This is a genomic window from Paraburkholderia sediminicola, assembly GCF_046027355.1.
Classification (GTDB): domain Bacteria; phylum Pseudomonadota; class Gammaproteobacteria; order Burkholderiales; family Burkholderiaceae; genus Paraburkholderia; species Paraburkholderia sediminicola_B.
The window spans coordinates 1-492 of record NZ_JAQQEK010000143.1; the positions used below are offsets into that span (position 1 = coordinate 1).

Here is a 492-nt window from a genome sequence, read left to right on the forward strand (position 1 = left end):
CGCACCTGATACCCGTGAACTGGCCGGTATCGATATGGATCGCGCGACGGTGGACTACAGGCGTGATGCTGAACATCGGGTGACCCAGATCCAGTACGTGGTGAACGACGAAGCGCCGCGTATGTTTGGTTACGCGTACGACGCCCTCGGCCGACGCAGTCAGGCGACGTTTGCCAACGGAATCACGGCGACTTACACGTGGGATGCGGCGAGCCAGCTGACGGGTATCACGTACAGGCGTGCCGATGGCAGCGTTTTGGGCGATCTGACGTATGGCTACGACCTGGCGGGCCGGCGCACGAAAGCAGGCGGCAGCCTTGCAAAGGTCAACCTGCCGCAGGCGGTGAATGACGCGCAATACAACGCAGCGAATCAGTTGACGCGCTGGGCGGGAAAAACGCTGTCGTATGATCTGAACGGCAATCTCGCCAGCGATGGTGTGAATCAGTACGGATGGAATGAACAGAACCTGCTGAGCCAGATCAGCGGCGA

General features: G+C 60.2%; 1 pseudogene. It reads left to right on the forward strand.

The features are described 5' to 3' along the window. Positions 1-492: pseudogene (locus tag PQR42_RS45645) on the forward strand (RHS repeat-associated core domain-containing protein); the annotation flags it as partial.